Source organism: Neisseria sp. (assembly GCF_030530745.1).
GTDB lineage: Bacteria > Pseudomonadota > Gammaproteobacteria > Burkholderiales > Neisseriaceae > Neisseria.
Genome location: NZ_JAUMUI010000014.1, coordinates 13,123 through 38,032, shown reverse-complemented (window position 1 = coordinate 38,032; position 24,910 = coordinate 13,123). Strand labels below are relative to the sequence as shown.

The window sequence follows — 24,910 nt, the reverse complement described above, 5'->3', positions numbered from 1 at the left end:
TTTGCAAGACTCCTTGAGGCCGTCTGAAAAACAGTTATTTCGTTTTCAGACGGCCTGAGGCCTTTACAATGAAGAAATATAAATAAATTCAGGAATAAATGGCTTTTTTCAAAGATCCATGCCTTTGCTTCCGGCAGCCGCCTTTAGCAATCTGCCGTATCTGCTCACACCGCCGCATCCGCCGCTTTTTTCGGCGCGGCTTTCTTAAACTTCAACACGGCTTCTTCTTTGACCGCATCCAAGTCTATGCGCACGAAACCGCCGTCGGCAAGACGGCCGAACAGCAGCTCGTCGGCCAGCGCCTTGCGGATTTTTTCCTGAATCAGGCGCCTCATCGGGCGGGCACCCATCTGCGGGTCGAAGCCTTTGGCGGCCAGATAGCGGCGCAGCGCGGGCGTGAATTCGGCCTCCACTTTTTTATCCAGAAGCTGTTTTTCCAGTTGCAGCAGGAATTTGTCCACTACTTTGGCAATCACGGCTTCGTTTAACGGCGCAAACGGAATAATGGCATCCAAACGGTTGCGGAATTCGGGCGTAAACAGCTTGTTGACGGCCTGCATTTCGTCGCCGCGCTCGCGCTTGCCGGCAAAACCGATGACGGGCTTGATCAGACTTTCCGCACCCGCGTTAGTGGTCATAATGATAATCACATTGCGGAAATCGGCGCTCTTGCCGTTATTGTCGGTGAGCCTGCCGTGATCCATCACCTGCAGCAGCACATTGAAAATATCGGGGTGGGCTTTTTCGATTTCGTCGAGCAGCAGCACGCAAAACGGTTGTTTGTTAACCGCTTCGGTCAGCAGCCCGCCCTGCTCGAAGCCCACATAGCCCGGCGGCGCGCCTATCAGGCGCGATACGGCATGGCGTTCCATATATTCCGACATATCGAAGCGTTGCAGCGGCACGCCGAGCGAGAAGGCGAGCTGGCGCGCCACTTCGGTTTTGCCCACGCCGGTGGGGCCGGAAAACAAAAAGCTGCCGATGGGTTTGTCGGGCTGCCCCAAGCCGGAGCGTGCCATTTTCACGGCGGCCACCAAGGCTTCGATGGCGGCATCCTGCCCGAATACCATGTTTTTCAAATCGCGGCCCAAGTATTGCAGCACTTGTTTGTCGTCGTGCGACACGGTTTTCTCGGGAATACGCGCCACTTTGGCCACCACCGCTTCGATTTGGGCTTTGCCGATAACCTTTTTCTGCTTGGATTTGGGCAGAATCCGCTGGGCGGCACCGGCTTCGTCCATCACGTCGATGGCTTTGTCGGGCAGGAACCGCTCGTTGATGTAGCGGGCGGACAGCTCTGCGGCAGCCTCCAGCGCGCCTGCCGTGTAGCGCACTTGGTGAAAATCTTCAAAGGCGCTCTTCAGGCCGCGCAGAATCTGCACGGTTTCGGCAATGCTCGGCTCGACGATGTCGATTTTCTGAAAACGGCGGCTTAAGGCATGGTCTTTATCGAAGATGGTGCGGTATTCGTTGTAGGTGGTGGCGCCGATGCAGCGCAGCTGCCCTTTGGCCAGCGCGGGCTTGAGCAGGTTGGAAGCGTCCATCGTACCGCCCGACGTGCTGCCCGCGCCGATGATGGTGTGGATTTCGTCCACAAACAGCACGGCGTTGGGGATTTTCTCCAGCGCTTTTAAAACGGCTTTGATGCGCGCCTCGAAATCGCCGCGGTATTTGGTGCCGGCCAGCAGCGCGCCCATATCGAGCGAAAACACGGCGGCCCCGCGCAGGGTGTCGGGCACTTCGCCTTTCACAATCAAGTGCGCCAAGCCTTCGGCCAGCGCGGTTTTGCCCACGCCGGCTTCGCCCACCAGCAGGGGGTTGTTTTTACGGCGGCGGCAAAGGGTTTGCACCAAACGCTCCATTTCGTGTTTGCGGCCGATTAGGGGATCGATGCGGCCGGCCAGCACTTCGGCGTTGAGGTTGACGGTGTAATCGGCCAGCGCATTGCTGCCGCCCTCGTTACGGCCGTCGCCGTCCTCGTCTCCGCCGCCGTCTTCCGGCACGATGCCGTGGGCGAGACAGCGCAGCAAATCGTAGCGCGTAACCGACTGCAGTTGCAGAAAATACACTGCATGGCTGTCGGTTTCGCCCATCAGTGCCACCAGCACATCCACCGGTTTCACTTCTTTTTTACCGGCCGACTGCGCATGGACCATCGCCCGCTGCAATACACGCTGAAAGCCGAGTGTAGGCTGGGTTTCGGTGCTGTCGAACAGGTGCGGCGGCAAGGTCGGGGTGTTGTCGGCCATGCTGCCGATCAGCTGTTCGGCAAGCACGCCGCAATCCGCACCGCAACGTGCCAATATGCCGGCCACGTCTTCGCTCTGTTCGATGAGCGCCAAAAGCAGGTGCTCCAAGCTGATCAGCTCGTATTTGTGCCTGCGGGCATCGGTGTAGATCTGCTGCAGAATCTGTTCGAGTTCGGCTGAAATCATTTAAACCTCCTCAACAGTGCATTGCAGCGGGTGGCCTTCCTGCCGGGCGCGCTGCAAAACCTGTTGCTGTTTGGTATCGGCTATATCGCGGGTGTAAACGCCGCACAGCCCTTTGCCTTCGTGATGCACCAAAAGCATCACGGCCACCGCCCGCTCTTCGGGCAGCATAAAAATGCCGGTGAGCACTTCCACCACGAAATCCATGGTGGTGTAATCGTCGTTAAGCAGATAAACGCCGTACCGTTTGGGCGGAGTGGTTTTGCTGCGGTCCAACAGTCCGGTTTCTGCATCGCGGCGGGTTTGATTCTGACTCATATTAATCTTTAAAATGCGGTTGCGGGGCGGTATTGATGTTGTTTTTTGCTTTATTTTAATAAATTTCGATATTTTTCCCAATCTCCCCTTGACTGGACAATCCAATATAGGTAAAAAGCTTTCTCAGCAGAGCTTGGCATCTAAAAAAGCATATTGGTTTGGGAGAAACTCGAAACTTTTGATTTTTACATGTTGCCTGAATTTTGCTGTTTTTGTTAATTTTTTAGTATAGGAAGTTCAATGGCAACCGGTATTGTTAAATGGTTTAACGACGCTAAAGGTTTCGGTTTCATCACCCCCGACGAAGGCGGCGAAGATTTGTTCGCCCACTTTTCCGCCATCAACATGGAAGGTTTCAAAACCCTGAAAGAAGGCCAACGCGTTTCTTTCGACGTAACCACCGGCCCCAAAGGCAAACAAGCCGCCAACATTCAGGCTGCTTGATCAAATTGGGCCGGCGTGTTCCGGTTTCAATTCCCAAAGTATGGCGGGTTGCAAAACCCGCCGTTTGTTTTTTGCTTTTTCAGACGGCCGATTACAATGACAAACACAGTCAAACCCGGCATCTACCGCCACTATAAAGGTAATTTATACGAAGTTATCGGCACCGCCCGCCACAGCGAAACTGAAGAAACCTTGGTGTTTTACCGCGCCCTCTACGGCGATTACGGCTTGTGGGCGCGCCCCGCCGCCCTGTTTGCCGAAAGCGTCGGCGGCGTTTTGCGCTTTACCTGCATACGCGAATTTTAAAATGTGAATTTTAAAACGTTTTCAGACGGCCTTTTGCTACAATAGGCCGTCTGAAAAAAGCAACCGAACCCAAACAGCAAATACCATGAGCATCGCCAACAACCGCAAAGCCTTCCACGACTATTTTATCGAAGACCAAATCGAAGCCGGTTTGGTGCTCGAGGGCTGGGAAGTAAAAGCCGTCCGCGCCGGTCGCGTGCAGCTGAAAGAAAGCTATATCCATTGGAAGAAAGACGCATTTTATCTGGTGGGCTGCCACATCACCGCGCTGCCCACCGCGTCCACCCATGTGAAGCCCGATCCGGTACGCCAGCGCAAGCTGCTGCTGAAGCAGTCGGAAATCAACAAATTAATCGGCAAAACCGAGCGGGCGGGCTACACCATCGTGCCGTTGAACCTGCATTACAGCCGCGGCTGCATCAAAATGGACATCGGCCTGGCCAAAGGCAAAAAGCAGCACGACAAACGCCAAAGCATGAAAGAAGCCGACTGGAAGCGCGAAAAACAGCGTTTGATGAAAAACGCGGGTTAACCCCCTTCCCGAGGCCGTCTGAAACCCGCCGCCGTATTACCACGAAAAGGAAGCATGATGAAACACAAAATCAAAATACTACCTTTAGCATTAACAGCAGCCGCCCTGAGCGCATGCAGCAGCACCAAAGTCAGCGTGGCCGAAGGAAAAGCCGGCGAATTGAAAACCATCAGCCGCATCTGCATCATCCCCAACCCGAAACGCACGCCAAAAGGTTTGGAACACGTGATTGCACGATCGCTGAACAACCATGGTATCGACAGCGAAATCGTTGATGTTCCGGCCGACCGCCAGCGCCTCTACACGCCCCAATGCCGCTATAACCTGCGCTATATTTCTGCAGGCAGCCGGCAGATGATCGAGAAAATCACCATTATCCTGCGCACCCCCGATTACAGCGTAGCCTCCATTGGCTATAAAGTCAGCGATGATCCCGCCTTCCGCCGTTCGCCTGACTTGCAGAAGCAAACCGACGGCATCATCGCACGCCTGCTGGGTAAAAACACGCAATAATTTTCCCTTCCCCTTTTCATACGGCCTGCATAACACAATAATGCAGGCCGTATGAAAACTTATCCGAACCGGAGTCTGCACCATGCCCCAAGCCTCGCTCGCCCTACCGCTGTTTCTGATTATTGCCGGTGCCGTGTGGTTTCTCAAAGCCACCGGCATCCTGCCCGCCACCGCCACACTGATTGCCATCGGCCTGGCCGTTGCCGGCGTTGCCGTGCTGGTGATGGACGGCATCAACAAACAGTCGGTCGTATCCGGCCCGCTCTTGATTTACATCGGCGCGGCGGTTTACCTGAAAAGCCAATACCTGCTGGGCATGTCGCCTTTGGTGGCCTTGGGTATGATAGTGCTGGGCTGCCTGCTGCTGCTTTCCCGCAGCAATATCGTGCCGCACAAACGGGTAAAACTGCCCGACGGCGGATAATCCGCCACATATATATTGCCAAGGCCGTCTGAAAATTAATTTCAGACGGCTTTTTGTTTTGAGAGCGGTTGTATACACCGGCAACGGCTAATCGATTCAAGACCTTTCAAAATAAAACCGCGTCAAAACAACTAAATGACAATATTTACGTGTTTCAGACGGCCTTGATTGAATATTCTTACAAAATTCCCGATCCGCTTCCGTAAACCGCAACATCACCCCCTCCGGTTGGTGCCGTAACGCCTGGCTGCTTTGCGCGCGGCGGCGAACCAGCGTTTCTGCGTGCGCCGCGGCGGCCTTTCGGCGGCATACAGCCAGTGTTCGTATTGTTGCAGCAGGTGCGGCAAGGCCGGGTCGGCGATGCCGTTTTCGTGCAGCATACGGTTGAGTTCGCCCGCGCTGACGGCGGCGGCGGTTTCATCGTCTTTACCCAAAACCGCGCTTTTAACCAACGCAAAGCCTTCGTTGAGAAAATCGCGATCGCGGTTGCGGCTGCCGAACCACCAGTATGCCGGCGGCAGGAGGGCGGCGGGCAGCACCAGCAGCAGGGTCTGCCAGTTGAAACCGCCTAGGCCGATTCGCGCAAACAGGCTGTTTTGCTTGGTTTGGTCGTAGTTCACCACCCATTGCTGCCAGTAAAACTGCCCCGTATCGCGCCAGCGGGCAAACAGGCTGCCGCTGTCGGCCACCATGCCGCGCTCGTCGGCAGCGAGGGCTTGGCTGATGCCGCTTGCTGCGCGCACGGCCGACACGGCGGCGGTGGGATCGACGCGCAGCCAAACCTGTTCCTGCGGCAGCCACACTTCGGCCCAGGCGTGAGCGTCTTTGGCGCGAATCTGCCAAAAGCCCGCCTGTTCGTTATAGTCGGCGCCCAGATAGCCGGTTACCACCCGCGCGGGCAGGCCGGCGGCGCGCATCATCACTACGAAGCTTTGGGCGTAATGTTCGCAGAAGCCGCGGCGGGTGCGGAACATAAATTCGTCGATACCGTCGCGCCCGGCTGTGCGCGGCGGTTGCAGGGTGTAGGCGAAGTTTTGGCGGCGGTAGTGTTCGAGCACTTTGCCGATAAACTGGCGCGGGGTGGCCGACTGCTGCGCCAACGTTTCGGCCAGGCTGCGGGTTTGCGGGTTGCCGCTTGGCAGGCGGGTGTAGAAGTTTTGCCCGCCGGCATCAAGGGTGTGCGGCAGGGTGTCGCTCAGAGACGCTTGCAGGCTGAGGCGGCGCAAACCTTCGCGGCTGCGGCTGGCGCGTATGGTCTGCCCCAATCTTTTCTCCACGCCCGCCGGCAGCTCTGCCGCAGGGTAGTCCAACGCGGGTAAAACGCCGTTTTGATCGCGGATAATCATCTGGTAGGCAACGGTGCGTTTAGGGGCGGCGGTGCGGGCTTCGTCGATATAGTTGCCGTTAAGCGCCTGCCAGCGTGTGCCGTCGAATTCGCCCATAATGATGGCGCGCCAATATAAATCGCTGCGCTGCGGTTTGAGGCTGTCTGAAAAAGTGATGTTGGCCACCCATTCGTCGCTCTGCACCAGATTACTGATGCTGCCCGGCTCCATGGTGTCCGACAAGCCCGTTTTGGCCTGCTGCGTCTGCTGCGGAATCCGCCACAAGGGTTCGTCCAGGCGCGGCACCGCCACGAACAGCACCACAGTCAGCGGCAGGGTGAGCAGCAGCGCCTGCACGCTGAGTTTGAAGGCTTCCCTGCCGCCCAATCCGCACAATACGGCAAAACATATGCTGACGGCCGCGAGCGCCAGCAGCAGCCACACGCCGACAAACAGGCTCTGATTAAGCAGCACCGACGACCCGATTAAAAACAACATGGCCAGCAGCAGCACCTGCCAATCGCGCCGGCTGTTGCTTTCGAACGCTTTGAGCATTACCAGCAATAATAAAAACGCCACCCCGCCCTCGCGCCCGAACACCGTGCCAAGCTGCTGCCACACCAGCAGCCCCGCCACCGCCGCCAGCAGCAGCAGCGCGGCTTTCGGCACGCGGCCGATGCCGGCTTTCAGCAAGGCCAGCCGCAGCAGCCACAGGCCGCCGAACACCGCAATAACCGCGGCGGGCAGTGATGCGGCCAACGGCAGCGCCGTCCACAGCAAAACCAGCAGCACGGCAAATGCCACCGTGCGCGGCGGCGGCTGTTGCAGGAAAGAAGGGTTGGGAATCAGCATGATGTTATGAATGATAGGTTTTTTCAGACGGCCTGATATACCGTTTCGTCATGCTCGGGCTTGACCCGAGCATCTCATTGTTTTAAAGAAGCACCAAATACTCGAATCAAGCCCGATAATGACGGACAAACATTTCAGACGGACCCAATGAGTTTCGCAAAGGTCTAGTGCCGATTGCCGCTACCACAATGCCAGCGCCGTCAGACAGATTTCCCGCTGCCCGTGCTGCGGCGCAATCAGCCGCTGCGGCAGCTCCAGCGAATACGGCAGGCCGCGGCGTTCGGCTTCGAGTACGCGGAAACACAACAAGCCCGCCAAACGGTCTTTATCGGTGCCGGCAGGGTAGTCTGCATAAGAAATAACGGTGTTGCTGGCGGCGTGTTGCGGCTCTTCAAAGCGTTTGTCGAGCATTTCGCCGGTTTTGGCATAGGTTTTCCAGGCAACATGCTGCAACGACGCGCCCTGCCGGTGCGCCTGTAAATAAGCCAAATCACCGCCGCCCTGCGCGGGCGGGTGTTGCAGGTCGGTTTCGCCGCTGCGGGCGGGCATATCGGGCAAATCGTGGGGAAGGGGCGCGGGGAATACCACCGCTTCGCCCGACCAGCGCCACACATACTGCACCATGCTCACGCCGAACGGCGCCACCGAAGCGGCGCGCAACGGCGGTATGCGCAGATAACCGCGCATCACGGCGGGGATACGCCATTGGAAAACAGGCAGGCCGTCCGAACCGATATGCCACGCCCGCCACAATTTCGTCGGCGGCGTGCGCGGGTTGGCTAAACCGTCTTCGCTGCACAGCCACAACCAGCGGCGGCGTGTGTTGCCGGCGGCGGCCAGCTCCAGCACGGCATGGCCGCCGGCAAACACTTCGGCGGGCATATCTGCCGTTATCTGCAAAGCCGAGAGCTGGCGCAGGTTGAGCAGCACCGACACCAGCAGAAACCCCGCCAGCCAGAAAGCGGCGGCATAAGCCAGATTAACCTGGTAGTTCAGCCCCACCAGCCACAGCAGCACCACCGTTACCGCCAGCCCCACGCCCAAACGGGTGGGGCGGCAATGCAGGGCGGCCACAGAAGCGGTTTCGCCCTGTGCGGCATTCAGACGGCGTTTACGCAACGGCAACATGGTCGAGCATATCCGCCAGAATCTGCGTGCTGGTCAAGCCCTGCTGCACGGGTTGCAGGCGGTGGTTGGCCACCGGCACCCACACGGCTTTCACGTCTTCGGGCAAAACGTGCGGCCTGCCCAGCATAAACGCCCGCGCTTTGGCGGCGGCCACCACCGCCAAACCCGCGCGCGGGCTTAAGCCGAGCACGAAGCGGCCGGGTTGGCGCGTGGCCTGCACGAGCCGGTAAACATAATCGGCGGCGGCCTGCGAAAATTTCACCTGCGCGGCCTGCCGCTGCCATTGCGTAAGCGTTGCGGCGTTGCAAACGGCCTGCAAGGCGGGCAGGTTGCGGCGGCCACCGCCTTCTGCATACAGCCGTTTTTCGGCGTCGGCGGCGGGATAGCCCATACTCAGGCGCATCATAAAGCGGTCGAGTTGCGATTCGGGAAGGGGGAAGGTGCCGAGCTGCTCGGCGGGGTTTTGGGTGGCCATCACGATAAACGGCTCGGGCAGGGCGTAGGTTTGCCCGTCCACCGACACCTGCCGCTCCTCCATCGCTTCAAGCAGCGCGGATTGCAGTTTGGGAGAGGCGCGGTTGATTTCGTCGGCCAATAAGAAGGCGTGGAACACGGGGCCGGGGTGGAACTCGAACCGGCCTTCGTTGGGGCGGTAAACGTTGATGCCCAACAGGTCGGAAGGCAGCATATCGTTGGTGAACTGAACGCGGCGGTAATCCAGCCCCAACACCGCCGCCACGCCGTGCGAGAGCGTGGTTTTGCCCACGCCCGGCACGTCTTCGAGCAAAACGTGGCCGCCGGCGAGCACGGCGGCAAACAATTGCTGCAAAACGTTTTCTTTCCCCAAAATCAGCGTGTTGAGCTGTTGCAATGCGCGTTGTATATCGGTATTCATTATGATGTTTTTAAATGGGTTGCGGTAAATTCAGGCCGTCTGAAAGCGTTTTTCAGACGGCCTGTGTGCTTGTTTTATGCCGCGGCATTTTAACACAACCATACACAACTCTTACATTACCACTTTAAAAACAATCAACCTAAATATTATTTTGTATCAAAATTACATATTGCTGCCGTAATGCGTTTCAGACGGCCTTTTGCAAAGGCTGCTAAAAGGCTGCGATAAGTTCCGCCCTCCTCGGGTATAATGCCCTTCCGACCAACCCCGATTTTTCCGCCATGCAAGCCGATTTTTCCCGCCCCGTTTTAGCCATCGACACCAGCACTCCGTTTCTGTCGCTGGCCCTGCGCGCGGGCGGGCAAACGTTTGCTTTCCACGAAGACGCGGGCAACCGCCAATCCGCCCTGATTCTGCCGCAAATCAGCGCCCTGCTGGCCGAAGCGGGCATCACAGTAGCCGACTTGGGCGCAGTGGTGTATGCGCAAGGCCCGGGCGCGTTTACCGGCCTGCGCATCGGCGCGGGCGTGGCGCAGGGCTTGGCAGCACCGTTTGACCTGCCGCTCGTCGGTGTGCCGTGTTTGGACGCGGTGGCCTGCCAAATCAGCGCACCGTGCGTGCTGGCGGCCACCGATGCGCGCATGGGCGAGGTGTTTTACGCCTGGTTCGACACCGAAAACCACCGCCGCCTGAGCGATTACCAAGTAGGCAGAGCAGCGGATATCGTGCCGCCCGCAGGCTGTGCCGAACCGCAGGGCATAGGCAATGCGTTTGCGCTCGGCGAAAAACCGCCGTTTAACGGCACGGCGCAGATGCCCGCCGCAACAAACTATCTGGATTTGGCCGCCGGCGGGCGTTACCCCGCCACCGATGCCGCCCGTGCGGGTTTGCTGTATGTGCGCAATAAAATCGCGCTCACCGCCAAAGAGCAGGCCGAACGGAAGGGTGCGCCGTGATTATCCGCCCCGCCCTGCCCGCCGACTGCCCCGCCTTGGCCGCGCTTGATGCGCAATGCAACCCGTCGCCGTGGTCGGCCGCACAGTTTCAGACGGCCTTAAACAACCGTTTCGACAGCATAACCGTTTTGGCCGAAGCCGACGGCATCATCGGCGGCTTTGCCGTGTGGCAGACCCTGTGCGGCGAATCGGAGCTGCACCTGATTGCCACCGCCCCCGCCCGCCGCCGTGCCGGTTTGGCTTCGCAGCTGATGGCGGCATGGTTTCAGACAGCCTCGGCACAGCGCGCCGAACGCTTATTTTTAGAAGTGCGCGCCGCCAACCTTGCCGCGCAGGCGCTCTACCGCAAACACGGTTTCACCGAATGCGGCCGCCGAAAAGCCTATTACCCGCTGCCCGACGGCAGCAGGGAAGATGCTGTTTTAATGGAGAAATCATGTTAAGCAGCCGCTATCTGCATTTACACGAAGCACTGGATTTGGGGCCGATGTGGCTGAACCGGGGCGCAAAAGTGCTGCCCGCCGAAACCGCCGCCGCGCACACCCCGCAAGCCGCACCCCAAACACCGCCGCAAACCTCTGCCGTGCCGCAACCCGCTGCCCGCACGCCTGCCGCCGCAACCGCGCGCTTGGCGGCGATGGCTGCCGTCAACCCCGCCGCCAAAGTTTCAGACGGCCATTCCGCCCACAACAGGCCGTCTGAAAACATTCCGCCCGCGCCTGCCGGAAGGCCGTCTGAAAACGGAAACGCCGCCGCCCGAACGGCTGCCGACCCCGCCGTACTGGCCGCCATACAGCCCGCCGCTGTAATGGTGGTGAGCATCTGCCCCGCACCCGAGGACAGCGCGGCAGGCAAACTGTTCAGCGGCAGCGCGGGCGTACTGCTCGACAATATGCTCGCCGCCATCGGCCTGCAAGCAGCCGACGCCCACAAAACCAGCTGGGTGAAAACTTCCGCAGCGTTTACCCCCGAGCCGCCGCCCGAACAAGTGGCCGCCGCGCTGCCGCAGATGCAGGCCGAACTTGCCGCGTCGCAGGCGCAGGCGGTGCTGTTTCTGGGGCAGGTGTTCGCACAGCCGCACTACGCCGAAACCATCGCTCAACTGTGCGGCGGCACACCCGCGTTTACCGTGCCCCACCCCGCCCGCCTGCTGCGGCAGCCGCAACTGAAGAAACAGGCATGGGAAGAGCTGAAAAAACTGCGGGGTGTTTTAACCGGGGAAGCAGCGTCATCATAAATAACAGGCCGTCTGAAAATATAACCGGTTTCAGACGGCCTGTTACGGTGAACGATTCCAAAGGATAATACCGGCATATTATCCGTTGAAGCCCCGTGGGTGCCCCCCCACAACCACAAGGAAACCACACCATGCACAACCGGCCCGTTTCCCCAGCCCCCCGCCATCTGATCGTTATCGGCGCCAGCGAACGCCCGCACAGCTTGGGCGGGCACGTGCTGACCGCGCTTTTGCGCACCCCTTTCGGCGGGCAGATAACGCCGGTTAACCTGCGCCACAAAACCGTGGGCGGCATGAAGGCCTACGCCAACCTGAACCGCCTGCCCGACGCGGCCGACATGGCGCTGGTACTCACCCCACCCGCAAGCTACGAAGCCGTGCTGAAAGCCTGCCGCAAACAGAATATCCCCCATGCCGTTTTGGTGCAGGATTGGGACGGACTCGCCCCCGAGGCGTTGGAGCAGGCGCAGGAAGCATTGCGGAAAATGCGCAAATCCAACGTGCGCATCACCGTATGCCACCCCGCAGCCTTGCAGGTGCCCGCTTCGGGCCTGAACACCGGCATCTATCCCGACCTGCCCGCAGGCGGCGTGGGCATCATCAGCGGCCACGCCTCGGAAAGCGCGCGCTTGGCAGCCCAAATGTCGCAGGCCGGGCCGGGCGTTTCATGCCATATCGGCCTGCATTATCCGCTCAGCCCCACCGTTTCGGCCGACTTTATCGACATGCTCGCTGCCGATCCGGCCACCCGGCTGATTGCCGTATCGCACAACCCGCACGAAAACCAGCGCCGGCTCTTCAGCGCCATACGCCGAGCCGCCCGCCGCAAACCCGTGCTGCTGTCGGTCGGCCATTATGCCGACGAAGAAGAACGCGCCGTGCTGCAGGCACTCTCGCGCCGCTGCGGTTTCATGCCGGCATTCACGCCCGACGAAACCGCCGCAGCCCTCCACGCCCTTTCCGCTGCCGACAAATCCGCCCGCAAACTGCATATTATCGCCAACGAGCCCTGCGGCAGCCTGCAAACCCAGGCCGACGAACTCGGCATTACACTGCACCCGCTGCCCGACGACGGCAGGCCGTCTGAAAACCCCTACGGCCACATCGGCGGCCACCCCCCCCCCACACGCTACCGCGCACTGGCGGAAAGCTGCCTGCAACACAGCCAAACCGAAGCCCTGCTGGCCGTTATCGCCCCCACCGCCGACAACACCGCCGAAAACATCACCCGGCTGATGACCAACCTGCAACGCCAAACCGACAAACCCCTCTTCATCAGCAGCCCGTTTTCAGACGGCCTGCTGCAATTTACCCGCCCCGCGCAAGCCTTGCAGGCATTCCGCTGCCAAAACGTTTACACCGGCCTGAAACAGCAGCAGAACCAAACCGCCAAACCCCTGCCGGGCCATCTGAAAACACCTTCGGTGCGCGAAATACAGAAAACCCCGGCCGACCTGCCGCAGCTGGCCAAAGCCCTATACCTGCCCGAATACAAAACGCCCGAAGCCAACCCGCAGTTCGTGCTCACCTTCAAACGCCACGCCCGTTACGGCGCCGTACTCTACGCCCGCACCCCCGCACACACGCTGGCCGTGCTGCCGCCCTTTACCACGCTTGACTCCGAACACCTGATCCGCCAGGCCGGTTTGAAACGCCACCAAAAAACCATACACCAACTGCTGCACAGCCTGAACACCGCCGCCGCCGTGCCGTTTATCACCGGAATCACCGTTTCCGCCGGCAGCGCGGGCACCACTTCCGACATCCAAACCGACCCGCAGGCCGAAACCGTCGAAAACGTGTTCGCCCCCTATCCCGCCAAACCCGCGCACACCTTCACCCTGAAAAACGGCCAAACCGTCCGCATCAGGCCGCTGCTGCCCGAAGACGCCGAAGCCAAACAGAATTTCGTGCGCAGCCTGCCCGAAGAACAGCGCTACACCCGCTACATGATGCACCTTGCCGAACTCAGCCCCGCCATGCTCGCCCGCGCCTGCAACCTCGACTATTCCTGCGAAGGAGCCGTTATAGCCGAAACAGAAAACGGCACCTGGCTGGGCGCGGCCCGCTTCGGCCCTGCCGATACGGCAGGGCGCTGCGAATTCGGCATCAGCGCCGCCCCCGCCGCACAAGGCCAAGGGCTGGCCGCACACCTGATGGAACAAATCATTCAGACGGCCAAACAGCAAGGCTACCGCGAAATGGCCGCAGAAATTCTGCAAAGCAATCCCGCCATGCAGAAACTGGCCGGCAAACTCGGCTTCGCCCTCACCCCCTCGCCGCACGACAGCGCCCTTGCCGAAGCCGTTTTAAACCTGGCCGAACCGAAAAACACGCCCGTAAACAACATCAGGCACAATTTAAAACAACAAATACTTGCACTAAAATCCTAATTTATCTTAAAATCAGCGGTTTTCTATACATCCGATTTTCAAAAGGAATTTCTCATGGTAGTTATCCGTTTAGCACGCGGCGGCTCGAAACACCGCCCGTTTTTCAACGTAATCGTAACTGACTCGCGCAACCGCCGCGACGGCCGCTTTATCGAGCGCGTGGGCTTCTACAACCCCGTTGCCAACGAAAAACAGGAGCGCGTGCGCCTGAACGCCGAGCGCCTGAACCACTGGGTCGCCCAAGGCGCACAAGTCAGCGAAGCCGTGGCCAAGCTGGTTAAAGAGCAAAAAGCCGCCGCCTGACCCCGCCGCACCGACTGCCATGACCGACACTCAGCAATGGGTAGCCATGGGCTACATCAAAGGCGTATTCGGCGTTAAAGGCTGGCTCAAAATCGCCGCCGGCACCGAATACGCCGACAGCCTGTTGGACTACCCCGAGTGGCGGCTCAGCAAAAACGGCCAACACCGCAGTGTTATCCCCGAGGCAGGAAAAACCGCCAACGGCGGGCTGCTGGTAAAACTCGAAGGCATAGACGACCGCGACGAAGCATCCGCCCTGCGCGGCTATACCATAGAAATCCCCCGCGAAGCCTTCGCCCCCGCCGAAGAAGGCGAATACTACTGGGCAGACTTGGTGGGCATGACCGTAACCAATACCGAAGGCATCACCTTGGGCACGGTTAAAAACCTGATGGAAACCGGCGCGCACGACGTATTGGTAGTGGAAGGCGGATACGGCCGGAAACTGATTCCCTTCGTTTCCCAATATATCCTGACCGTCGACACCGAAAACAAAACCATCACCGCCGACTGGGGCTTGGACTACTGATGCTGATTCAGGCCATCACCCTGTTTCCCGAAATGTTCCAAAGCATTACCGGCTACGGCATAACCGGACGGGCGCTCAAACAAAACCTGTGGCGCTTCAACGCCATCAACCCGCGCCGCTTTGCCGACAACAAACTCGGCTACATCGACGACCGCCCTTTCGGCGGCGGACCCGGTATGATTATGATGGCTCCGCCGCTCAAAGCCGCCATTGAAGCAGCCGAAGCACAATGCAGCGGCAGCGGCAAAGTGATTTACCTCAGCCCGCAAGGCACGCCGCTCACGCACAACAAAGCGGCAGAGCTTGCCAAGCTCGACAACCTGATTTTGCTTTGCGGCCGCTACGAAGGCATAGACGAACGCCTGCTGCAAAGCAGCGTCGACGAAGAAATCGGCATCGGCGACTTTGTCGTTTCCGGCGGCGAACTGCCCGCCATGATGCTGATGGATGCCGTTTTACGGCTGATACCCGGCGTATTGGGCGATATGCAGTCCGCCGAACAGGATTCGTTTTCAGACGGCCTGCTCGACTGCCCCCACTACACCAAACCCTTAGAATTTCAGGGCATGACGGTTCCCGAAGTATTACGCTCCGGCAACCACGGCCTGATAGCTGAGTGGCGGTTGAAAGAATCGCTGCGACGCACCTTGGCGCGCCGACCCGATTTACTCGAAAAGCGCAGTTTAATCCCACAGGAATCCCGCCTCTTGAACGAAATCCTGCAAGAGCAACGGGAAAACCAATCATAACTTAGGAAAAAACATGAATCTGATCCAACAATTAGAGCAGGAAGAAATCGCCCGCCTGAACAAACAAATCCCCGAATTCGCCCCCGGCGACACCGTAGTGGTTTCCGTGCGCGTGGTAGAGGGTAACCGCAGCCGTCTGCAAGCCTATGAAGGCGTGGTCATCGCACGCCGCAACCGCGGTTTGAACAGCAGCTTCATCGTACGCAAAATTTCCAGCGGCGAAGGCGTTGAGCGCACTTTCCAACTGTATTCGCCCAACGTAGAAAAAATCGAAGTGAAACGCCGCGGCGACGTGCGCCGTGCCAAGCTGTACTACCTGCGCGGCCTCACCGGCAAAGCTGCGCGCATCAAAGAAAAACTGCCCGCCCGCAAAGGTTAAGCCCAGCGGCAGCCCAACAAAATACCCGCCACACAGGCGGGTATTTTGTTGCGGCGCTACTCCAGCTACTTTATCATGGTTCAAATTTGAGCCGCCCTATCAAGTTTTTCAGACGGCCTGAAACCTCTGCGAAATCCGTTTAGGCCGTCTGAAATATTTATCCCCCGTCATTTCCGCAATCCGAGGCCGTCTGAAAGAAATACATGCTGCAACTCAAACACATTAACAAACGCTACGGCGGCAAAACCGTGGCCGACGATATCAGCCTTGACGTAAACGGCGGTATGCTGCTGGCGGTTCTCGGCCGTTCCGGCTGCGGCAAATCCACCCTGCTGAAAACCGCCGCAGGTTTGGTGGAGCCCGACAGCGGTGAAGTGTGGATAAACGGTGAAAACCGCACCCGCGTTCCGCCTGAGCGCCGCCATATTTCACTCGTATTCCAAGACTATGCCCTACTGCCGCATTTAAATGTGCTGCAAAACGTTGCTTTCGGGTTGAAAATGCGCGGGATCGGCAAAACCGAAGCGCAGCGGCGCGCCGAAGCCATGCTGGCCGAAGTCGGTTTGGCCGACGAAGCGGAACGCCGCCCCGAAAGCCTTTCCGGAGGCGAGCAGCAACGCGTGGCACTCGCCCGTGCGCTGGTTACCGAACCGCAGTTGATGCTGCTCGACGAACCTTTCTCCAGCCTCGACACCGGCCTGCGCAGCCAACTCAGGCGGCTGACGGCCGACAATATCCGCCGCCGCAACATCCCCGCCGTGATGGTTACGCACGACCCCGAAGAGGCATTTGCATTGGCCGACCGCATCGCGCTGATGCACAACGGCCGCATTATCCAGTTGGCCGCACCCGACATACTGGTCGCCTCCCCTGCCGATGCCCGCGCAGCACGCTTGATCGGTGCAGAAAACGTTAATAACGAGCGCTATATTCCGCAACGGGCGCTCCATTTCAACCACCCTCACGGCACAGCCGGCAAAATCGTGTCACATACCCGCCTGCCCGACCGCAGCCTGATTACACTCCGCCACCCGCAGTACGGCGACATCCGGCTTTATCTCGATCCGGCACAATACGGCAACTTAAACTTGCAACCGGGCAGCGAATGGCCGTTGCGGGTAGATGACAGCCAAGTGGTCAGATTCGACTGAAGCCGTAAAAACTGACGCTTTGCCCATACGGTAAAACCTTTTTCCACTTTTATCGCAAATACACTACAGACCGTCTGAAAATACCCCCTGCAACGGTCAAAACTCAAACCCCATCTGATCGGGCAATTCCGCCGATGCCTGCTGCTTTTCCCACGCCAACTTTTGCAGTTTCTGACGGCGCATGGCAATCAGGCGCATCACTTGGTGCTTCTGCGTATCGCTCATTTTCAGCCAATACAGGCGCTCGTCGCGGCTGCGCAGACAGCCTTTGCAGAAGCCCTTACTGTTGGCTTCACACACGCCGACACAAGGGCTGGGAATGGCAAAGAATTCGAGTTGTTCCATAGTTATGCCGAAAACAAGGGGGCAGGTATGCCGATTACCTTTGCAAGACTGCCATTCTGCTTGAAAACACAGGCAGTTTCAATGGCGGGCCGTCATACCATTGTGCCGAAAATAACGGTACAATTCGGCCAACCGCAAAATCTCACAGGTTTCATACATGGGCACACAGATTATCGCCGTCGCCAACCAAAAAGGCGGAGTCGGCAAAACCACCACCGTGGTCAACCTTGCTGCCTCGCTGGCGGCGCAAAAAAAACGGGTTTTGGTTATCGACCTCGACCCGCAGGGCAACGCCACCACCGGCAGCGGCATCGATAAGAGCAACATCCACAGCGGTATTTACCAAGTGCTGCTGGGTGAGGCCGAAATCAAAGATGCTCTGATCCGCAGCGAGTCGGGCGCATACGACGTATTAGCCGCCAACCGCGCGCTGGCGGGTGCCGAGGTGGAGCTGGTGCAGGAAATCGCCCGTGAAATGCGCCTGAAGAACGCGCTGGCCGAAGTGGCCGGCGATTATGATTTCGTGTTAATCGACTGCCCGCCCACACTCACGCTGCTCACACTCAACGGCCTGGTGGCGGCCAACGGTGTGATTGTGCCGATGGTGTGCGAATATTATGCGCTTGAGGGCATTTCCGATTTGGTGGCTACCGTGCGCAAAATCCGCCAGGCCATCAACCCGCAATTGGATATTATCGGCATCGTGCGCACGCTGTACGACAGCCGCAGCCGCCTTTCTCAAGAGGTTTCCGAACAGTTGCAGGCGCATTTCGGCAAACAGCTTTTCACCACCACCATCCCCCGCAACGTGCGCCTGGCCGAAGCACCCAGCCACGGCATGCCCGCCCTAGCCTACGATGCCAAAGCCAAAGGCACGCTGGCTTATTTGGATTTGGCCAACGAGCTGTTGGAGAAAGTGAAATAAGAAGAAAGAGCAGGGGTTGGAACCCTGCTCTTCTTACATGCCGGCATTGCCCCGGTATGCAAGCAAAACCGACCTCCCTTTGGGCGGCCGGTTTTGTCGAACAACCCGGTTCCATCAACCAGTTACCGTATTGATTTAGAAAATTTCACGCCAGCTGATGCGCTGGACACCGCAATATTTTCCTACAACCGAATATTTTTCGCCCTTGGCGTTTAAAATAAACCGCTCGGCTCTGCCTTTGAAACAAGTGTTCTTAGGAACGGCTTGGCGGCCGGCCGAATCCGTGCCGTTTCCTCCCGAATCTCCATCCAGAGTAACCGGGCTGTCGGCAGACAGTTTCGACGGTTCGACACTGGCAAGGCCGTATATACCGCTTTGCCTGAGGCCGTTGGCATAATTTCCGTTATTCATAACGGCATTGCCCGATTTATCAATAAAATTGATGCGTGTGTCTGTTTTTTTCAGGCTGCCTCCGGTTTCGGCATTAACCATCAAACTCCAACTGCTGCTTTCTGTGGAAGTGCTGGTTTCATCGGGCAGGCACACATCATCGCCGTTATCGCGGGGTGTGGTTGTGGTTTGATAAATCCTCGTGCTGATCAATGCGCTGCGTAAAAGCATAGTCGGCTTAACTACCACACGCTCACCTGCATTGTCCGTGCCGACTCCCAAGTTTATTTTCCAGCCTTTTTTGTCGCTGCCTACCGGGTGGCTGCTCAAGAAACGGTATTTTTTACCGTCGATCTCTTTTTCCTCCATCGTTTGGGTTTGCAGATCTGCTTCTGTTGCCGCCGTTACTTCCGGCAGTGTATTGTCGCCATTAAGTTTGAGATCTTCAAAAATACCGAACACGGCCTGCTGGGTTTTGCTTGCAGCATCGCTCTGGTAGATATCGCTGCCTGTGCCGAAAATAACCACATATTTATTATCGGCACGACGGGAAACGGCGGGAGCGGCAGTAATCGGGCGGGCGGCCGAACCTGTGTAAATGCGCTGAACCCGCCATTTGTCGGGAGTTTCGCCGCGCAGGTCGAAACGGTACATATTGCCGCCGTAATCGCCTGCATAAGCCACATCGATCACCCCGTCGAAATCCATATCGAGCAGGGTGGGGCTGGAGAGGCCGCCGACACCGCCGGGCACGGTGATTTTTGCAATCAGGCTGCCCGCAGTTTTGCCTTTGACCTCACCGGTTGAAGCCTCCTGCCCCAACAGATCGTAAACATACAGGGCGGTTTCATTGCTTTCATGTTTGATGTCTTGATTGCGGTAGCCGCTGGCCAAAAATGCCGCATAACGCACATTTTCAGAAATATCCACTTGCTGAACGGCATCGGTCGGAGCCGGACGCTTTATGGAAACACGGCCGATTTGCGGCGTGCCCACGGTATAACCCAAAGTATTGCTTTCCCCTTTGGCGGTTTCAAACAGCGGCACAGTGGTGTTCCAAGCGTTATCGGCGGCATTCAGCCCGATGGCAGCGGTGCCGTTCACGCGGTCGGTGCCGCCGACATTCAGTGCATAGGCTCCGCGCCCGCCCTGCCCCATCGCGCCGAACATCACGGTTTGCTGGCCTTTAACCCCTCCGGAAGGTGCGGCAGTAGTGCGCACGACAAAACCGCCGTTTACCATATAGCGGTGCGGTTTGCTTTGGCCGTATCCTTCATCGGCCAGCTCTTTCAGGGTTTCGCCCAGCGTGCTGCCGCCGTTGCCGCTGTCGCGCTCCATACCTGCGGGAATGTAGCTGAGTTTCAGTTCATAAGGGTGCTCTGCGTGATCATAGCTGCGGAACAGGTGCACCATACCGTCGTTGGCAGCAGTCAGCAGAAATTCGGGGCGGCCGTTGACGCTGTTGCCCGCTGTGGCAATGCCGCTGTCGAGAATATCGCCCAAATCGCGCTTGCCATTCACTGGTTTGCCTTCAGCATCCAAATTACGGTCGCGGTAGGTTTGGCTGTACGGCGTGTTGACCGAATCAGTTTTAATCACAGAATCGTCTTTACTGCGCACCGTCCAAGGCATCAGTGCCGATTTCCATTCGTCGGCATTTTTCCCTGATGTTTCAATGCCGAAATAACCGTTGTCGGCATAGCTTTGCCCATCCGCCCAAAACACGCCGCTGCCGGTATTGATCAGCGTTTTGCGGTTGCCGAAATAAGGTTGTTTGGGGGTAGACGAAAACGACCCGTCGGCATTGAGACTGTAAAAGTGCAACTGGCTGCTCCACGATTGCGGATCAAGATACACAGTGGCTGCATCGGTAGCCCTGCCGTTTGCCCCGCTAACCGCGGGTGCAGAAGTGCCCACGCCTTCTTCGGCATTGTTTAAGGCAGAGCTTTCGATGCTGTCGAAAATGCTGCCGATGGCAGCAACCAATTCTTCTTCATTGGAAGCATTGAAGAAAGATTTTTCATTGTCGGCGGCATTGGCACGGGCGGCACCTTGTTTGAGGTATGCCCTGCCTTTTTCAGTCAGTCCTTCACCAAAGCCGATGGTAAATGTTTCAGCAATCTGTTTTTTATAAATACTCTCATCGTTTGAGTTTTTAGGATCGGCCGAATCCCCGTCCCAACTTTTACCGGTTTTATCGGTTCCTCCGGTTTTAAAGTCTTTTGTAGCCAAAGTCCTACTGAACCAGCCTAAACCGTTTTCCCTATCCCAAAACGTATCCCAGAGATCGATACCCCAACTGTTAGTGCTGGAATTATAACGGCTTTCATAAGCAGCTCCTCCCCCTGTTTGTCTACCAAAATAGGGATCATCAACGGTATTATTTGGAAAATAAGGTTTGATTTTAGATTTATCTTTAATTGTCCATCCCCTATCTTGTACAAATGTCCAATTACTGTCATCCGTATCCTGACTGTAATTGGCATCACCGTCAGACATCAGCAGGATAAAATTTTTCTGGCAACGGTATTCGGTGTTGTCTCGGACAATTTTCGATAATTCGTAAAATCGCGGAGTAGTAGGTGTTCCTCCTTCAGACTGCATCTTATTAATTTTCTTGAGAACCAGTTCCCAGTTATCGGTATACTGATCCATATTTACCGATTTATTGTTATTAAGCGTTTGCAGGTTCCAGTTGATCTGATCTTTGTATTTTGTCACCACGGAAGAGAGAGCAGATTTGGCAATTGACATACGGCTCTTTTCATTCTTACCAGCTACAACGTCTTTCCCTGTTACATAACGCATACTGCCCGAGTCATCAATGAACAGCATCACATTGGGCTTGACTTTGGAAGTGCCGCCGATGGTTTTGGTTTCGTTTTGCAGATAAACGGGAACATCGGCAAACTGGGCATTTGCCGTTCCGGAGGCCAGCAGGGTAAAAATCAAAGAAAGGCTGAAGATTATCGGACGCAAGCGGGCGCGAGGGGAGGGGGAAGTCGTTTTCATAATGTGCCGTCTTTCGTTTCGACCGCGCCGCAAAATGCGGGCGGTTTATAATCAATATGAATTTTGTAAGTTTTTGTGTTGAAATGTATGCGATTTTAACATACTTATTTGGTATTTTGTCCGGTTTGTTGCAGAGGTCGTCTGAAACCTCAAACGGCTATTGTAAAAATGAAACATTCCTCCCCCCTACTAAACGGCCTGTCTGCTCCGATATTGCCTGTAGAGAAGGAGAGTTCGGCATTATCAAACTACCGCTTCCGTATATTTCGTTAGAAGATTTTGCCAAAAATCAAAACAGAAAACCGTATCCGACATGAATCGGATACGGTTTTTTTATCAAAATTTCAATACACAGGACGATATACTAAGCGCCGTCCCACATATTTCCCTGATTTAGACGGGGTTGCTCTCCACCCGAATAATCTCAAATCCTACCGCCATAAATGGAGGAGTCTCAACCGAAAAGTAAACTTACCGGATTATTCTGCGGCTTCCGCTGCTTTATCCACCAACTCGACCAATGCCAACGGAGCATTGTCGCCTTTGCGGAAACCATATTTCAATATACGGATATAACCGCCGTTACGAGCAGCAAAGCGTGGCCCCAACTCATCGAACAGTTTTACTACCACATCACGGTCGCGGGTGCGGTTAAATGCCAAGCGGCGGTTTGCCAACGAAGGTTTTTTACCCAAAGTAATCAAGGGCTCCACCACACGGCGCAACTCTTTGGCCTTCGGCAAAGTAGTTACGATGGTTTCATGGCTCAATAAAGAATTGGCCATATTGCGCAGCATCGCAGCACGATGGCTGCTGGTACGGTTTAATTTACGATTGCCATTACGATGACGCATCTTACTTATCCTTTAATCTTCAAACTTACGGCTTTTCCAAGCCCACCGGCGGCCAAGCTTCCAGCTTAGAACCCAACGTCAACCCTTTGGAAGCCAAAACTTCTTTGATTTCATTCAAAGATTTTCTACCCAAATTGGGTGTCTTCAAGAGTTCGGTTTCGGTACGCTGAATTAAATCGCCAATATAATAAATATCTTCAGCTTTCAAGCAGTTAGCCGAACGTACTGTCAATTCCAAATCATCTACCGGACGCAGCAGAACCGGATCGATAGGAGGCGCTTTTTCTTCAACCTCTTCAACTGGTGTTCCTTGCAAATCGGCAAAAATAGACATCTGGTCAATCAAAATACGTGCCGCACTACGAACAGCCTCTTCCGGATCAATAGATCCGTCGGTTTCTATATCCAATACCAAACGATCCAAATCCGTACGCTGCTCTACACGTGCCGGCTCAACTTCAAAACTAACACGGCTGATGGGCGAGAAGCTCGCATCCAACTGAATTGCACCGATTTGTCGGTTTTCATCGCGAATAGTCCGACGGCCTGAAACCGACTGGTAACCGCGCCCCTGCTCCACTTTGATTTCCATCTCAATCTGACCGTTGTCGGAAAGATGGCAAATAACGTGCTCAGGATTGATGATTTCCACATCGTGAGGCAGGCTGATGTCGCCTGCTACTACGGCACCCGCTCCGGACTTCTTCAAGGTTAACTGAACTTGGCTGCGGCCATGCAACTTGAAAACTACACCTTTAAGGTTCAACAAAATATCAACAACATCTTCTTGAACACCATCAACAGTAGAATACTCGTGCAAAACACCGGTAATAGCCACTTCAGTAGGTGCAAAACCGTTCATGGATGACAGTAAGATACGACGCAAAGCATTACCAAGGGTATGGCCGAAACCACGTTCAAACGGCTGCATAGATACTTTTGCACGGGTGGCAGATAAGTTATCCACATCTATTTGACGGGGTTTCAAAAATTCGGAAGTGCTGTTTTGCATTTAACTGTCCCTCACTGAACTGGTAATTATTTAGAGTAGAACTCTACCACCAGCTGTTCATTAATATCGCCAGTCAATTCTGAGCGATCAGGCATATTTTTGAATACGCCTTCCATTTTGTTTGCGTCGACAGAAACCCAGCCGGGCAAACCGATTTGTGTTGCCAAACCCAAAGCTTCTTGAATACGGACTTGCTTTTTAGCCTTTTCACGAACGCTGACAACATCACCGGCTTTAACTTGGTAAGAAGGAATGTTTACTACCTGACCGTTTACAGTAATGGCTTTGTGCGACACCAACTGACGTGCTTCCGCACGGGTAGAACCAAAGCCCATTCTGTACACGACATTATCCAAGCGCGACTCCAACAACTGGAGCAACAATTCGCCGGTAGAGCCTTTACGACGGGCCGCTTCTGCAAAATAACGGCGGAACTGGCGTTCTAAGACACCATAAATACGGCGGATTTTTTGTTTTTCACGCAACTGCAAACCATAATCGGAAAGACGGGGCTTTTTAGCACCATGCTGACCGGGCGCAGAATCCATTTTGCATTTAGATTCCAAAGAGCGGCGGGCGCTCTTTAAAAATAAATCTGTACCTTCGCGGCGGGCCAATTTACATTTAGGGCCAATATAACGTGCCATATCTCAAATCACTCCAATATTAAATACGACGTTTCTTAGGTGGACGGCAACCGTTATGGGGCAACGGGGTAACGTCGGTAATGCTGGTAATCTTGAAACCAAGAGCGTTGAGCGCACGAACAGAAGATTCACGGCCGGGACCCGGGCCTTTAATGCGAACTTCCAGATTTTTAACGCCATGCTCTTGGGCAACTTTACCAGCGGCTTCTGCTGCCACCTGGGCAGCAAAAGGTGTACTTTTACGCGAACCTTTAAAACCAGCGCCGCCCGAGGTAGCCCAAGATAATGCATTGCCTTGACGGTCGGTGATAGTAATGATGGTATTGTTGAAAGAAGCATGAACATGCACAATACCTTCACTCACGGTTTTACGTACTTTTTTGCGTACACGTGAAGCTGTGTTTGCTTTAGCCATTAATCAAATCCTTAAAAATTATTTTTTACCGGCAATCGCTTTGCGCGGACCTTTGCGGGTACGGGCATTGGTGCGCGTTCGTTGTCCACGACAAGGCAAACCGCGACGATGCCTGAAGCCGCGGTAGCAGCCCATATCCATCAGACGCTTGATACTCATCGTTACTTCACGACGCAAATCGCCTTCTACTTCATATTTAGAAACCTGCTCACGCAAAGCTTCCAATTGAGACTCGTCTAAATCTTTTACTTTAGTGCTCTGCTCGATTTTCGCAGCCTCACAAATCAATTTAGCACGAGTAGAACCAATACCGTAAATAGCCTGCAAGCCAATTACGATATGGGCATTATTAGGGATATTTACCCCTGCAATACGAGCCATATTTTTTCCTTTAAGGGCAAAATTTTATTACTATACCACAAAATCAGGCTTGGCAAAATACCA

Annotated in this window: 27 protein-coding genes; 15 read left to right on the top strand and 12 right to left on the bottom strand. The window is 56.0% G+C overall.

Features of this window, described 5'->3' with window-relative positions:
* Positions 1 to 164: 164 nt before the first annotated feature.
* On the bottom strand, positions 165 to 2,435 hold the full coding sequence (clpA, locus tag Q3970_RS06830; protein ID WP_303099833.1) for an ATP-dependent Clp protease ATP-binding subunit ClpA: 2,271 nt from the start codon (positions 2,433 to 2,435) through the stop codon (positions 165 to 167).
* Positions 2,436 to 2,750 carry an ATP-dependent Clp protease adapter ClpS gene (clpS, locus tag Q3970_RS06825; RefSeq protein ID WP_303099832.1) on the bottom strand — a complete coding sequence of 105 codons (315 nt, stop codon included), beginning with the start codon at positions 2,748 to 2,750 and terminating at the stop codon, positions 2,436 to 2,438. It abuts the gene before it with no gap.
* A 240-nt stretch (positions 2,751 to 2,990) separates the two neighbouring features.
* Here clpS and Q3970_RS06820 point away from each other — a divergent pair, with 240 nt between their 5' ends.
* The 5 genes from Q3970_RS06820 to Q3970_RS06800 all read left to right on the top strand — a co-directional run bounded on the left by Q3970_RS06820 (position 2,991) and on the right by Q3970_RS06800 (position 4,969).
* Complete coding sequence (locus Q3970_RS06820; RefSeq protein ID WP_002217533.1) at positions 2,991 to 3,194, top strand: cold-shock protein; 204 nt, start codon at positions 2,991 to 2,993, stop codon at positions 3,192 to 3,194.
* Between the two features lie 96 nt (positions 3,195 to 3,290).
* Positions 3,291 to 3,500: a DUF1653 domain-containing protein gene (locus Q3970_RS06815; protein ID WP_303099831.1), complete on the top strand. Its 210-nt coding sequence runs from the start codon at positions 3,291 to 3,293 to the stop codon at positions 3,498 to 3,500.
* A 7-nt stretch (positions 3,501 to 3,507) separates the two neighbouring features.
* Positions 3,508 to 4,032 (top strand): SsrA-binding protein SmpB, encoded by a 525-nt coding sequence (gene smpB, locus Q3970_RS06810; RefSeq protein WP_303099856.1) that lies wholly within the window; start codon positions 3,508 to 3,510, stop codon positions 4,030 to 4,032.
* A gap of 54 nt (positions 4,033 to 4,086) precedes the next feature.
* Positions 4,087 to 4,545, top strand: coding sequence for a hypothetical protein (locus tag Q3970_RS06805; RefSeq protein ID WP_303099830.1), 459 nt, complete (start codon positions 4,087 to 4,089; stop codon positions 4,543 to 4,545).
* Positions 4,546 to 4,627: 82 nt separating this feature from the next.
* Positions 4,628 to 4,969 (top strand): hypothetical protein, encoded by a 342-nt coding sequence (locus tag Q3970_RS06800; RefSeq protein ID WP_303099829.1) that lies wholly within the window; start codon positions 4,628 to 4,630, stop codon positions 4,967 to 4,969.
* 215 nt (positions 4,970 to 5,184) lie between these two features.
* Here the strand turns inward: Q3970_RS06800 and Q3970_RS06795 are convergent, their stop codons facing one another.
* The 3 genes from Q3970_RS06795 to Q3970_RS06785 all read right to left on the bottom strand — a co-directional run bounded on the left by Q3970_RS06795 (position 5,185) and on the right by Q3970_RS06785 (position 9,169).
* Positions 5,185 to 7,146 carry a DUF3488 and transglutaminase-like domain-containing protein gene (locus Q3970_RS06795; protein WP_303099828.1) on the bottom strand — a complete coding sequence of 654 codons (1,962 nt, stop codon included), beginning with the start codon at positions 7,144 to 7,146 and terminating at the stop codon, positions 5,185 to 5,187.
* Positions 7,147 to 7,326: 180 nt separating this feature from the next.
* Positions 7,327 to 8,274, bottom strand: coding sequence for a DUF58 domain-containing protein (locus Q3970_RS06790; protein WP_303099827.1), 948 nt, complete (start codon positions 8,272 to 8,274; stop codon positions 7,327 to 7,329).
* Positions 8,258 to 9,169, bottom strand: a complete 912-nt coding sequence (locus Q3970_RS06785) for a MoxR family ATPase (RefSeq protein ID WP_303099826.1) — start codon at positions 9,167 to 9,169, stop codon at positions 8,258 to 8,260. Before Q3970_RS06785 ends, Q3970_RS06790 begins: the two co-directional genes overlap by 17 nt.
* Before the next feature lie 281 nt (positions 9,170 to 9,450).
* Between Q3970_RS06785 and tsaB the strand changes: the two genes are divergently transcribed.
* From tsaB to Q3970_RS06740, 9 genes are all read left to right on the top strand, one after another.
* Positions 9,451 to 10,125 (top strand): tRNA (adenosine(37)-N6)-threonylcarbamoyltransferase complex dimerization subunit type 1 TsaB, encoded by a 675-nt coding sequence (tsaB, locus tag Q3970_RS06780; protein WP_303099825.1) that lies wholly within the window; start codon positions 9,451 to 9,453, stop codon positions 10,123 to 10,125.
* On the top strand, positions 10,122 to 10,568 hold the full coding sequence (gene rimI / locus Q3970_RS06775; RefSeq protein WP_303099824.1) for a ribosomal protein S18-alanine N-acetyltransferase: 447 nt from the start codon (positions 10,122 to 10,124) through the stop codon (positions 10,566 to 10,568). Before tsaB ends, rimI begins: the two co-directional genes overlap by 4 nt.
* Positions 10,562 to 11,362, top strand: coding sequence for a uracil-DNA glycosylase family protein (locus Q3970_RS06770; RefSeq protein ID WP_303099823.1), 801 nt, complete (start codon positions 10,562 to 10,564; stop codon positions 11,360 to 11,362). The genes rimI and Q3970_RS06770 overlap by 7 nt, the downstream gene beginning before the upstream one ends.
* 131 nt (positions 11,363 to 11,493) lie before the next feature.
* Positions 11,494 to 13,755, top strand: a complete 2,262-nt coding sequence (locus tag Q3970_RS06765) for a GNAT family N-acetyltransferase (protein WP_303099822.1) — start codon at positions 11,494 to 11,496, stop codon at positions 13,753 to 13,755.
* Between the two features lie 54 nt (positions 13,756 to 13,809).
* The gene (gene rpsP, locus Q3970_RS06760; protein ID WP_303099821.1) at positions 13,810 to 14,058 is read left to right on the top strand and encodes a 30S ribosomal protein S16; all 249 of its coding nucleotides are present in this window, start codon (positions 13,810 to 13,812) and stop codon (positions 14,056 to 14,058) included.
* Between the two features lie 19 nt (positions 14,059 to 14,077).
* On the top strand, positions 14,078 to 14,587 hold the full coding sequence (gene rimM / locus Q3970_RS06755) for a ribosome maturation factor RimM (protein ID WP_303099820.1): 510 nt from the start codon (positions 14,078 to 14,080) through the stop codon (positions 14,585 to 14,587).
* Positions 14,587 to 15,336: a tRNA (guanosine(37)-N1)-methyltransferase TrmD gene (gene trmD, locus Q3970_RS06750; RefSeq protein WP_303099819.1), complete on the top strand. Its 750-nt coding sequence runs from the start codon at positions 14,587 to 14,589 to the stop codon at positions 15,334 to 15,336. The genes rimM and trmD overlap by 1 nt, the downstream gene beginning before the upstream one ends.
* Before the next feature lie 13 nt (positions 15,337 to 15,349).
* A complete protein-coding gene (gene rplS / locus Q3970_RS06745; protein WP_303099818.1) occupies positions 15,350 to 15,715 on the top strand; it encodes a 50S ribosomal protein L19 in 366 nt (121 codons plus the stop codon).
* Positions 15,716 to 15,918: 203 nt separating this feature from the next.
* Positions 15,919 to 16,866, top strand: a complete 948-nt coding sequence (locus Q3970_RS06740; RefSeq protein ID WP_303099817.1) for an ABC transporter ATP-binding protein — start codon at positions 15,919 to 15,921, stop codon at positions 16,864 to 16,866.
* Between the two features lie 96 nt (positions 16,867 to 16,962).
* Here the strand turns inward: Q3970_RS06740 and Q3970_RS06735 are convergent, their stop codons facing one another.
* A complete protein-coding gene (locus Q3970_RS06735; protein ID WP_257066453.1) occupies positions 16,963 to 17,211 on the bottom strand; it encodes a DUF1289 domain-containing protein in 249 nt (82 codons plus the stop codon).
* Positions 17,212 to 17,368: 157 nt separating this feature from the next.
* Between Q3970_RS06735 and Q3970_RS06730 the strand changes: the two genes are divergently transcribed.
* Positions 17,369 to 18,136, top strand: coding sequence for a ParA family protein (locus Q3970_RS06730; RefSeq protein ID WP_303099816.1), 768 nt, complete (start codon positions 17,369 to 17,371; stop codon positions 18,134 to 18,136).
* Between the two features lie 135 nt (positions 18,137 to 18,271).
* On the opposite strand, the gene pilC is transcribed toward Q3970_RS06730, so the two are convergent.
* From pilC to rpsM, 6 genes are all read right to left on the bottom strand, one after another.
* Entirely contained in the window at positions 18,272 to 21,538 is a 3,267-nt protein-coding gene (gene pilC, locus Q3970_RS06725) for a PilC family type IV pilus tip adhesin (RefSeq protein ID WP_303099815.1), read from the bottom strand.
* Between the two features lie 479 nt (positions 21,539 to 22,017).
* Positions 22,018 to 22,392 (bottom strand): 50S ribosomal protein L17, encoded by a 375-nt coding sequence (rplQ, locus tag Q3970_RS06720; RefSeq protein WP_085365372.1) that lies wholly within the window; start codon positions 22,390 to 22,392, stop codon positions 22,018 to 22,020.
* 25 nt (positions 22,393 to 22,417) lie between these two features.
* The gene (gene rpoA, locus Q3970_RS06715) at positions 22,418 to 23,404 is read right to left on the bottom strand and encodes a DNA-directed RNA polymerase subunit alpha (RefSeq protein WP_303099814.1); all 987 of its coding nucleotides are present in this window, start codon (positions 23,402 to 23,404) and stop codon (positions 22,418 to 22,420) included.
* Positions 23,405 to 23,430: 26 nt separating this feature from the next.
* The gene (rpsD, locus tag Q3970_RS06710) at positions 23,431 to 24,051 is read right to left on the bottom strand and encodes a 30S ribosomal protein S4 (RefSeq protein ID WP_303099813.1); all 621 of its coding nucleotides are present in this window, start codon (positions 24,049 to 24,051) and stop codon (positions 23,431 to 23,433) included.
* 19 nt (positions 24,052 to 24,070) lie between these two features.
* Complete coding sequence (rpsK, locus tag Q3970_RS06705) at positions 24,071 to 24,466, bottom strand: 30S ribosomal protein S11 (RefSeq protein ID WP_303099812.1); 396 nt, start codon at positions 24,464 to 24,466, stop codon at positions 24,071 to 24,073.
* Between the two features lie 18 nt (positions 24,467 to 24,484).
* Positions 24,485 to 24,847: a 30S ribosomal protein S13 gene (gene rpsM, locus Q3970_RS06700; protein ID WP_303099811.1), complete on the bottom strand. Its 363-nt coding sequence runs from the start codon at positions 24,845 to 24,847 to the stop codon at positions 24,485 to 24,487.
* Positions 24,848 to 24,910 lie beyond the last annotated feature (63 nt).

Excerpts from the sequence above, each read along its gene's own strand:
- Q3970_RS06800 (WP_303099829.1), top strand. The coding sequence starts at position 4,628 with ATGCCCCAAGCCTCGCTCGCCCTACCGCTGTTTCTGATTATTGCCGGT.
- rpsM (WP_303099811.1), bottom strand. The coding sequence starts at position 24,847 with ATGGCTCGTATTGCAGGGGTAAATATCCCTAATAATGCCCATATCGTA.
- rimM (WP_303099820.1), top strand. The coding sequence starts at position 14,078 with ATGACCGACACTCAGCAATGGGTAGCCATGGGCTACATCAAAGGCGTA.
- rpsK (WP_303099812.1), bottom strand. The coding sequence starts at position 24,466 with ATGGCTAAAGCAAACACAGCTTCACGTGTACGCAAAAAAGTACGTAAA.
- rpsP (WP_303099821.1), top strand. The coding sequence starts at position 13,810 with ATGGTAGTTATCCGTTTAGCACGCGGCGGCTCGAAACACCGCCCGTTT.
- Q3970_RS06735 (WP_257066453.1), bottom strand. The coding sequence starts at position 17,211 with ATGGAACAACTCGAATTCTTTGCCATTCCCAGCCCTTGTGTCGGCGTG.
- tsaB (WP_303099825.1), top strand. The coding sequence starts at position 9,451 with ATGCAAGCCGATTTTTCCCGCCCCGTTTTAGCCATCGACACCAGCACT.
- Q3970_RS06785 (WP_303099826.1), bottom strand. The coding sequence starts at position 9,169 with ATGAATACCGATATACAACGCGCATTGCAACAGCTCAACACGCTGATT.
- Q3970_RS06805 (WP_303099830.1), top strand. The coding sequence starts at position 4,087 with ATGATGAAACACAAAATCAAAATACTACCTTTAGCATTAACAGCAGCC.
- clpA (WP_303099833.1), bottom strand. The coding sequence starts at position 2,435 with ATGATTTCAGCCGAACTCGAACAGATTCTGCAGCAGATCTACACCGAT.
- Q3970_RS06795 (WP_303099828.1), bottom strand. The coding sequence starts at position 7,146 with ATGCTGATTCCCAACCCTTCTTTCCTGCAACAGCCGCCGCCGCGCACG.
- rpsD (WP_303099813.1), bottom strand. The coding sequence starts at position 24,051 with ATGGCACGTTATATTGGCCCTAAATGTAAATTGGCCCGCCGCGAAGGT.
- rpoA (WP_303099814.1), bottom strand. The coding sequence starts at position 23,404 with ATGCAAAACAGCACTTCCGAATTTTTGAAACCCCGTCAAATAGATGTG.
- Q3970_RS06740 (WP_303099817.1), top strand. The coding sequence starts at position 15,919 with ATGCTGCAACTCAAACACATTAACAAACGCTACGGCGGCAAAACCGTG.
- Q3970_RS06765 (WP_303099822.1), top strand. The coding sequence starts at position 11,494 with ATGCACAACCGGCCCGTTTCCCCAGCCCCCCGCCATCTGATCGTTATC.
- pilC (WP_303099815.1), bottom strand. The coding sequence starts at position 21,538 with ATGAAAACGACTTCCCCCTCCCCTCGCGCCCGCTTGCGTCCGATAATC.
- trmD (WP_303099819.1), top strand. The coding sequence starts at position 14,587 with ATGCTGATTCAGGCCATCACCCTGTTTCCCGAAATGTTCCAAAGCATT.
- Q3970_RS06770 (WP_303099823.1), top strand. The coding sequence starts at position 10,562 with ATGTTAAGCAGCCGCTATCTGCATTTACACGAAGCACTGGATTTGGGG.
- Q3970_RS06815 (WP_303099831.1), top strand. The coding sequence starts at position 3,291 with ATGACAAACACAGTCAAACCCGGCATCTACCGCCACTATAAAGGTAAT.
- Q3970_RS06820 (WP_002217533.1), top strand. The coding sequence starts at position 2,991 with ATGGCAACCGGTATTGTTAAATGGTTTAACGACGCTAAAGGTTTCGGT.
- Q3970_RS06790 (WP_303099827.1), bottom strand. The coding sequence starts at position 8,274 with ATGTTGCCGTTGCGTAAACGCCGTCTGAATGCCGCACAGGGCGAAACC.
- rplS (WP_303099818.1), top strand. The coding sequence starts at position 15,350 with ATGAATCTGATCCAACAATTAGAGCAGGAAGAAATCGCCCGCCTGAAC.
- Q3970_RS06730 (WP_303099816.1), top strand. The coding sequence starts at position 17,369 with ATGGGCACACAGATTATCGCCGTCGCCAACCAAAAAGGCGGAGTCGGC.
- clpS (WP_303099832.1), bottom strand. The coding sequence starts at position 2,750 with ATGAGTCAGAATCAAACCCGCCGCGATGCAGAAACCGGACTGTTGGAC.
- rplQ (WP_085365372.1), bottom strand. The coding sequence starts at position 22,392 with ATGCGTCATCGTAATGGCAATCGTAAATTAAACCGTACCAGCAGCCAT.